Annotated in this window: 6 protein-coding genes and 1 pseudogene; all 7 read left to right on the top strand. The window is 40.9% G+C overall.

Translation table 11 applies throughout. The features are described from left to right. A pseudogene (locus E2R31_RS09910) lies at positions 1 to 1,011 on the top strand (hypothetical protein); the annotation flags it as partial. A 56-nt stretch (positions 1,012 to 1,067) separates the two neighbouring features. Further along, complete coding sequence (locus E2R31_RS01160; RefSeq protein WP_125425080.1) at positions 1,068 to 2,243, top strand: family 1 glycosylhydrolase; 1,176 nt, start codon at positions 1,068 to 1,070, stop codon at positions 2,241 to 2,243. A 255-nt stretch (positions 2,244 to 2,498) separates the two neighbouring features. Beyond that, entirely contained in the window at positions 2,499 to 3,185 is a 687-nt protein-coding gene (locus E2R31_RS01155) for a hypothetical protein (protein ID WP_004246484.1), read from the top strand. A gap of 14 nt (positions 3,186 to 3,199) precedes the next feature. Further along, the gene (gene gtfA, locus E2R31_RS01150; RefSeq protein ID WP_132972409.1) at positions 3,200 to 4,729 is read left to right on the top strand and encodes an accessory Sec system glycosyltransferase GtfA; all 1,530 of its coding nucleotides are present in this window, start codon (positions 3,200 to 3,202) and stop codon (positions 4,727 to 4,729) included. A 27-nt stretch (positions 4,730 to 4,756) separates the two neighbouring features. After that, positions 4,757 to 6,085, top strand: coding sequence for an accessory Sec system glycosylation chaperone GtfB (gene gtfB / locus E2R31_RS01145; protein ID WP_132972407.1), 1,329 nt, complete (start codon positions 4,757 to 4,759; stop codon positions 6,083 to 6,085). 68 nt (positions 6,086 to 6,153) lie between these two features. Then, complete coding sequence (locus tag E2R31_RS01140; RefSeq protein WP_084945370.1) at positions 6,154 to 6,330, top strand: XRE family transcriptional regulator; 177 nt, start codon at positions 6,154 to 6,156, stop codon at positions 6,328 to 6,330. A gap of 438 nt (positions 6,331 to 6,768) precedes the next feature. After that, a partial coding sequence (locus E2R31_RS09905; protein WP_243701278.1) for a KxYKxGKxW signal peptide domain-containing protein occupies positions 6,769 to 9,299 on the top strand: 2,531 nt, incomplete at its 3' end.

Here is a 9,299-nt window from a genome sequence, read left to right as displayed (position 1 = left end):
GAAACCGTTTCAGAATCTCAAAGTTATTCAGAATCAGAGTGGTGGAGCTACTCCGAATCAGAACAAGCGAGCCAGAGTGCCTCTGAGTCCGAGTTCTATAGCCTGAGCCAGAGTGAATGGGAATCACTTTCTGAATCTCAAAGCTCTTCAGAATCAGAGTGGTGGAGTTCTTCCGAATCAGAACAAGCGAGTCAGAGTATTTCTGAGTCTGAGTTCTATAGCCTAAGCCAGAGCGAGTGGGAATCCATATCCGAATCCCAAAGCTCTTCAGAATCAGAGTGGTGGAGTTCTTCCGAATCAGAACAAGCGAGTCAGAGTGTTTCCGAGTCCGAGTTCTATAGCCTGAGCCAGAGCGAATGGGAATCGATTTCCGAATCTCATTCCTTGAGTGAGATGATTTCTCATCTACTTTCTGAGTCCGAGTCGTTAAGTTTGAGCGAAATCCTCTATCTCAGTGAGTCCGAATCCTTAAGTCAAAGTCAACAAATATCTGAATCTTTAAGTCAAAGTCAGAGTGTAGCTGATTCGGTGAGTTTTAGGAAAGCATCCCTATCTCAATCCTATAGTATGTTAGAATCAGAATTTGGTTCCTACAGACAGAGTGTGGCGGAGACAGAAGTATTCGCGCATGACTTGCATGCTTCGGAACGTCTGTATAAGAGCCTCTCTGAACTGGATATGAGCCCTCTAACTCACCAGCAAAAAGTGCAAGGAGTGATGACGCCTGAAATTTTTGAAGAAGAATCATCTCAAGCACATATTGCTGAGGAGCAACAGGAGCTTGAAAACAGAGAAGAATCAATAAAGAATGTAGATTTGCAAGACTCTCTGAAACATCTGTCTCACTATTCAGAATCAAATGGAACAAATTTAAGGATGACGGAACGTCAACTCTATCACTTACTCAGACCAGGTTCGCAGCCCCTAGCACGTGACTTAAGAAATGTTGCAAGTGAATTGTCTGGTTTGGCTGCTATTACTCAAAAAAAGGAAGATACTAAATTATCCTAAAAATATCAGAACTTGCAATCATTAAATAGAAATAATAAAAATCAAAAGGAGTCGCTATGATTAGAAATATGATGTCAAATAGTAACAAAGGTTTGGGTACTACAGATGTACTACCAGTTGACCAATCTCGGATAGAAGTTTTGAATGGAACAGTTGACTACAAAAATGTACCTTTAGGATCTTATGATATCCTAGGGAGATTTGCTTCAGTAGCTCAGAGAGATTATACGGAAGAGCTGAATTTAATTCAATCAATGGGTTTTAATGCCTATAGAATCTCGATTTCTTGGGCACGCATCTTTCCAAATGGTGAAGAGCTGCAGCCGAGTGAAGAGGGGTTGAAATATTATGAAGCAATCATCGACGACGTATTAGAAAAAGATATCGAACCGATTGTGACCTTGAGTCACTTTGACCTTCCGCTGAATCTATACGAAAAATATGGAGCTTGGAAAAGCCGCAAGATGATTGAACTCTTTGAGCGTTACGCAGAAGCTGTCTTTCAGTACTTTAAGGACAAAGTGAAGTATTGGATTACCTTCAATGAGTTCAACGTTTTGCACCATTTGCCGTTTCTTGGTGGAGGATTGTCTTTTGGAGCAGATGACAATCAAGAACAGGTGATTTGGCAAGCAGCTCATTATCAATTAGTTGCTTCTGCACGTGCAATCAAGCTCGGAAAAACAATCAACCCAGAGTTTCAGTTTGGTGGGATGATGGTTGTTAGTAAAAACTACAGTCAGCAAACTGAAAATGCTATTGATGTAATGGAAGCAGAAGTCAAAGATAGGGAAAATTATTTGTTTACAGACGTGCAAGTTCGTGGATACTACCCAAATCACTTTTTGCGTCGTTTAGAACGTGATCAAATCGCCTTGGATATTGAAAACGACGACCTCTTTGTTCTAAGAGATGGGAAAATTGACTTTGTCAGCTTCAGTTATTATGCATCAAGCAATTCCCAAGAAGTTTTTATCAACAAATATGCAAGTAATGGCCAAAATCAAAATCGCATTGATTCTGTGGGACTTCGTCTCGTGATGAACAATCTTTACGATCGTTACCAAAAACCACTCTTCGTCGTGGAAGATGATGTGGTCTTGGATGATTCAAATAGCGTAGCAACTGAAGAATTGAAAACAAACATCCAAGAGATCGTGAAAACAGTCGAGTATGATGGTGTGGAATTGCTTGGCTATACACCGCTTACTTGGACGGAACTAAATTTTTAAAATAGGAAGTAATAACTGAATTTCTTCTACCCTAGAAGTAGTGTTCGTATTTTTACTTTTGAAAATGTCTGATCTATCAATCAGACATTTTTTTAGAAATAGATGGATTTTAAGCTAAGTTCGGGTTTTGCTTGATAGCAGCTTAGGATATTTTCCTTATTTGGAGCTTAGAAAAGAATAGCAATTTGCGCTATTTTATGCTACAATGAGGGGTAGTGGTGTAAATCAGAATAAGTAAGGAATAGAGGGAGCAAAATGAGACTGAAGAAAACATTGTTCGGTAACTACCGTGCTAAGGAAGTCGAAGATTGTATCGAAGCATTAGAGGAAGGATTCGATCGTGAAATTCAAAAGAAGAATGAAAAAATCGAATCTCTACGTAAAAAAATCGACTCTATGAAGAATCAAGAAAAAGAGATCGGTGAAGCAGTCATTTATGCTAAATCTCTTGTCATTGAAGCTCATGATAGGGCCGAAAAAGAAGCTAAAGAAGTTTTAGAAAAGGCACAAAAAGACTACTTGGATACGAGAGAATCTATTCTCGAAGAAATCGATACTCTGACCAAAAAACGGGCAGAGGCTGAGAGATTGTATAATTTACAAAAAGAAAAAATTAAAAATATTATTAGTCGAATTGATGATTTTCTAGAACTGGACGATATCGATGGCAAACCAAAAGATATCAAAAAAATTCAAGAATTGCGTAAAGAACTTGATAGACCAGAAGAAGTTGCTAAGGAGAAAGAAGAGGTGGTGCCTGAGAGAGAGAAAATCCATCTCGAACAACCCCTTGCAAAAACAGGAACAGATAGTACCATCTCTGTCAGCTACATCACTTCACGTCGCGCAAAACCTAAAAAGAAAGACGAAGATAAGTTAGATGATGATAAGGGTAAGAGAATCAAACGTCTTTCAAGAATTAAACGAGATAACTTTTTGTAAGAGGATAATCAAATATGACAATTTATAACATCAATTTGGGGATTGGCTGGGCGAGTAGCGGTGTAGAATATGCGCAGATCTACCGTGCAAAATTGCTTCGTAGTGTTGGCTTAGAAGCGAAGTTCATCTTTATGGATTTTATATCTGCTGATAACATTGAACATTTGACAAAGAATATCGGCTTTGAAGATTCTGAGGTTATCTGGCTTTATCAGCACTTTACAGATGTCAAAATTGCACCGACGACCTATACGCTAGCACAGGTCTTAGCGAGTTTCGATAAAGAGCCCCTCGAAATTATCCGCGACACCGATATGAAGACGATCCGACTAGTATTTGGTGATGGTGATTTTGTGACTTGTTATGCCTGTGATATGGACAAAGAGTTGATTGAGCGCGCTGAAATTGTTTCGCGTGGTTGTTTGATTCAAAAAGAGTACTACACTTATACGAAGAATTTTATCGAGTATTTTAGTCCGATGAATGGTCATGCGCAATTATATCAACGTACCTGGCTCAATGAAGATGGCAGTGTGGCTTATGAAGAAATCATCAATGATGTCGATGGTAGACAGGAGACGCAAGTCTATCGTTTCCCAAATCATGTTTTCTATTCTAAGCAAGAGTTTGTCGCACATTTTATGAGAAGTCTGTCTCTGACGGACAAAGATTTATTGATCTTAGACCGAGAGACAGATATTGGTCAAGCTATCTTTGCTAATAAGGGCGCTGCAAAGCTAGTCGTAATCGTTCATGCAGACCACTTTAGTGAAAATCCTGCTGAGAAAGACTATATTTTATGGAATAACTATTATGAGTATCAGTTCGAATATGCTGACGAAGTGGACTATATCATTAACTCGACCGATGCGCAAACGAACCTACTCAAAGAACAATTCGCCCAATATACAACCATCAAACCAAAGGAAATCTTGACTATTCCAGTGGGAAGTTTGGATCAATTGCGTCATCCAGAAGGAGAGCGCAAGCCGTTTGGATTGATTACAGCTTCGCGCTTGGCCAGTGAAAAGCATATCGATTGGTTGATTCACTCTGTAGTGAAGGCACATGAGCAATTACCTGAAATTACTTTTGATATCTATGGTACGGGTGGCGAAAGAGCCATGTTGGAGCAGTTGATTCATGAGTTAAATGCAGAAGACTATATTCGTCTGATGGGGCATCACCACATGGCAGATGTGTATCGAAATTACTCTGCTTACCTCTCTGCCTCCACAAGTGAAGGATTTGGTTTGACCTTGTTAGAGGCGGTTGGTTCTGGTCTGCCAATTATTGGTTTTGATGTACGTTATGGAAATCCAACCTTTATCCGTGATGGGGAAAATGGTTACTTGATTCCTGAGGTGCGTCCAGATGATTTGGATGCAATGACAACGGAATACGCAGAAAAGATTGTCCAGCTATTTACTCAACATTCTCAAGAAGATCTATCCCGTGTGTCCTACGAGGTGGCAGAACCATATCTTGATGAACATATCGCCCAGCGTTGGTATGATCTTGTTCAATCTGCACAGCATCAGTAGGGATTCGAAAAGAAAGGCATAAACACTATGATTTGTTTATTTGAACGCTATGATCAAGCGAGTTTTGATTTACTACGTTCACTTAAGGCAGCTGGGCTAGACTGCCCTGTTGTCGTGATCCGAGACGATGGCTACCTCGCACCTGATGTCGAGTCGCCTTACAGTTACTTTACTGGAGATGTGGCTTCAGAGGACGATCTACCTCTTTATTTTAACCTTGTTCCGAAACCTCATTTGTGGGAAATTCGCTCGAGCAATGTTAATGGTGAAATCTTGAATATGGGTAAGAAACGTGCCAATATCTTTTACCGTCAACCGACACATGAACGTCGCGTGCGTGCAGTCGAGTGGTTGGATGATCAAGGTCGTGTACGCGCTGCAGACATTTACAATCGCAAGGGACGTCTCTTTGCACAGATTACCTATGATGATGCCCAATGTCCAACTCATACACGCTATTTTAATCAAGATAACGTAACGGTGATTATGGAAAATCATCTAACAGAGGATATTGTCTTAACCCTTGATGGAAAACGCCATATTTTTAATTCTAAGCAAGAGTTTGTAATCTTTTACTTGCGATATCGTGGATATGATACAGATCGCATTATCTATAATTCTCTAGCAACACCATTTTTAGTAGCTGTTGGTCTGACTCCGAAAGAAGGACGAGCAGAGGATATTCTCTTCTGGCAGGAGCCAATTGGAGAGGAGTTGCCGGGTAACATGAAGGCAGCGATGCAGTTGCCTCATCGCAACATCCGTATCGCAGTACAGGACAAGCAAGTTTATGATAAAATCCTCAAGCTTGCGACACCAAAAGAGAAGAGTTACTTCCGCAATGTTGGTTATCTCTATCAATACCATCGCCTCAATAATATGAATCCAGAAGCTTTGATTCTGACGAATAGTGACCAAATCGAGCAAATTGAACCACTTTTGACTCAATTACCAAATGTTCATTTCCATATTGGAGCGATTACTGAGATGTCAAGTCGTTTAATGGAATTAAATCGCTATCCGAATATTTCCCTCTACCCTAATATTCGTCCAGCTAAGGTGAGTGAGCTCTTTGCTCGCTGTGACTTGTATCTGGATATCAATATCAGTGATGAAATTCTCAATGGTAGTCGAACAGCTTTTGAGAATAATATGCTGATTCTCAGTTTTGAGACGACTTGTCACAATCGTCGTTTCGTTGCAGAAAGCCACATTTATCCGGTGGAAAATGTATCAGCCATGGTAGGTAAGATTCAGGGAGTTCTCTCTCTTCCGTCTGAAATGGAGGCTGCTCTTGCTAAGCAAAAACAGGCGGCGAATCAGGCTGATCTGGAAGCCTACAAGGCAATTTTATAAGCTAATAAGACAAGGGCTTGCTTTCGATGAAAGCAAGTTCCTTTCTATCAACAGAAAAGGAGGAACACATGTCTAACAAGGACAATGGCATTTTACAAGAACATATACGAGAACAGCTAGATAATCGAAAGAAACCCCTAAAAAGGGAGAAGCAAGATTTTAGCATGATTGCCGTGCTGGGCGGAGTTCTCTTTCTCGTAACTCTTTTGGTCACACTACTCATGCAGTTGGGACGCTTTTTTTAGGAACTTTTCTGGATGGAGGTGGTCTCCAGAAAAGATGAACCTTGACGATTTGCTCGTCAAGGTTTTTTTGTTCCTGTCTAACTGAACTAGTGTGAAAGGGTGGGGGAAGGAAGAGATTTCGAAAGATAATAAAACGTTTTCAATTATTTGATCCTTGAAAGCGAATTTTAGGTAAAAATTATGTGTTTTCATTTGTCATTTCGAGTATAATTGCTTGAAAAGGAGGAGCTATTTTGATAGAATGGTAAATGGTATATACTAGTTAAAAGCAACTGGTATATCCCAGATGGAATCTGCTTTTTCTGAGTCAAAGGGATAAAAACTGAGACTGACTGCGGCTTTTATTGGTTTTGGTTTTGAGAGGGTAGCGCAACTACGCTTTGTTAATGATCATGAGGTTAACAAAGGGTCGCATTTTGATGAAAAGAAAGGAAACAAATGTTTCGAAGTAAAAAGTTTAACAAAGATTTCGAGATCGTAGATGAGAAAAAGCGTTATAAGCTTTACAAGTCGGGTAAAAACTGGGTAAAAGCCTCGAACTCTCAATTGGATCTCTTCCGTATTGGTGGGATGGGCGAAGTTGTCTCTAGTACCCTGTCAGACACTGAAGAACTTGATCACGCACACCTTAGTTTTAACACGCTAGCGGGCATAGGGGGAATCCTGGCCGCGGGAGCTGCAGGATTTGTGATGACTCAAGAGCAAACTGTTTATGCGGATGAAACATCTGAGTATGCAGAAAAGGATAAAACAGTCATCGCAGCTGAACCAAAAGCGGCTGAAACAACTGAAACAAGTACTAACTCAATCATTGCTCAAGCGCAAGCAGAAGTAAAGAAAGCTCAAACAGAACAAGCATCTGCAACAGCTTCTGTATCAGTCAGTCAATCTGTTGAGGCTCAAGCGAGTGCGAGTCAGTCAGCATCTGTAAGTGCTTCAACATCAGCGAGTCAGTCAGTATCTGCAAGTGCTTCAACATCAGCAAGTCAGTCAACTGCTCCAGCATCTGCCTCAGCTAGTCAATCAACATCAGCTCCTGCATCAGCTTCAGCAAGTGCCAAAGCATCTGCATCAGTAAGCTCTACACCATCAGCGTCAGCGAGCGCTCAAGCTTCAACTTCACTAGTTGAGAGCACTAGTGCAACGAGTGGATCAGAAGTACAAGCATCTGTCTCAACTTCTACATCAGCATCACTCAATGCCGATACCAAACCTGCAGCTAGCTTAGCATCAAGCAAACTCGGTGATGCTTTGTCTAGTGCAACTCAACTTAGTAGCCAAGCAGCAACAACAAGCAACAACCTTGCAGCTGGTGTTGTAGCAGATAAGAACCAAGCCCAAGGTAAGGATACAACCAAGCAAGCTGAGAAAAACCAAAAGGTTGACAATACTGTAGCGACTGCACCAAAGACAGGGTATTCTGGATTTAGAGCAAATCCGATCGATACTGGATCAAAAGAACCTTTCTTTCTAAATACCGATCCATATAGCATCAACTCTCCAGAAACAAGTGGTCGTTTAAATAGACAACGGGTCTTTCTGGGACGAGCAGGTGTTCCTTTCTCGGTAACATATTATATGCATAAGTCTCAATTTGATGCGGACGAATATCCTTACGGTTCATATAAGGATAGTGAGTTTGCAGGACTTTCTCCAAGACAAACTCTAGAGACTCGAAACTGGCAAGAAGCACAAGAGAAATATAATATTACCTCGGAAACAGGTCGTGTGGAAGTGGCTCCTGGACGTTATATTCCATATGTAACTTTCAAGAGTGATAATCCAAAAGCATTTAGTAGTAGTGTCAATCTGGATGTGACCTTTGATGGACGTAGCTTTCCTCAAACCAGCATATTCATGAACCTTACTACTACTCAGTTTAAGGGACCTGCTGTAACGTATGATGCTGAGGGGAAAAAAGAAGCATTGGCTCCTCTTGCAAAATATAAAGTAGGCGATAGAGTTAATGAAACTTTATATTTCCATAATGATATACAGTATAGATATGAGCAAGATGCTAAAAATTCTATGTTTTTGTACACTGGTAATGGTGGTACAACAAAATATAGTGGCTTGAGGTATATTGTAGGGGTGGAAAGGCGTGCTGATTTCACCTATGTTCCAAAACTCACTATTACAGGGACGGTTTTAACTGAAAATCCTAATATGCTCGTCAGACAGACTAATGGATCGGGAGGTAAGGATGCTGAATTCTTTACCTATCTAGGCCGTCCAGAAGAAGTTGTAACTGAGGCTGCGCAGGAGTCAATTATCAACAAGAGCAAAGACTCACTAACTCCTTCCCCTGAACCACTAGTTCCTGAAGTTGAAGTTGGTAAACGAGTTAATGAAACTTTATATGTTCATGATGGTAATAACAAAGGAGACAAGTCTGTTGGTTCTTGGCAAAGTCCTTACCTTGCAGATCAAGCGGTTGAACTGATTCATGGTAAGAAAGAACTAGAAGCACTTGGATTAACAGTTACTACTAAAACCGTTCCATCAGGGGGTGGTAAAACTGGCTATATCCCATCTATCCAAATTTCTGGGACGCCTACTGGAACAGGAACTGTAACACTTAAAATTAAGATTACTGACGAAGCAGGACAGCTTAACTTTAAGGACATTCAAGTAAATGTTAAAGAGAGCGGATCCCTTAGCCAATCAGCTTCAGCATCTGTATCTGCAAGCCAAAGCGCTTCAGCATCTATCTCAGCAAGCATCAGTGCTAGCCAATCAGCATCTATCTCAGCAAATGCTAGCCAAAGTGCATCAGCAAGTGCAAGCGTGAGCAGTAGCGTATCTGCTTCTGTATCAGGAAGCCAAAGTACGAGTGCATCACTCAGCGCAAGTCGCTCAGCTTCAGCTTCTGTAAGCTCAAGCCAATCAGCTAGCGCATCAGTATCTGCAAGTCGCTCAGCTTCAGCTTCTGTAAGTTCGAGCCGTTCGGCCAGTGCGTCAGCTAGCGC

It is taken from the genome of Streptococcus downii (assembly GCF_004353325.1).
GTDB classification, from domain to species: Bacteria; Bacillota; Bacilli; order Lactobacillales; family Streptococcaceae; genus Streptococcus; species Streptococcus downii.
The sequence above is the reverse complement of the archived record's forward strand: the minus strand, read 5'-3'. Positions and strand labels throughout refer to the sequence as shown.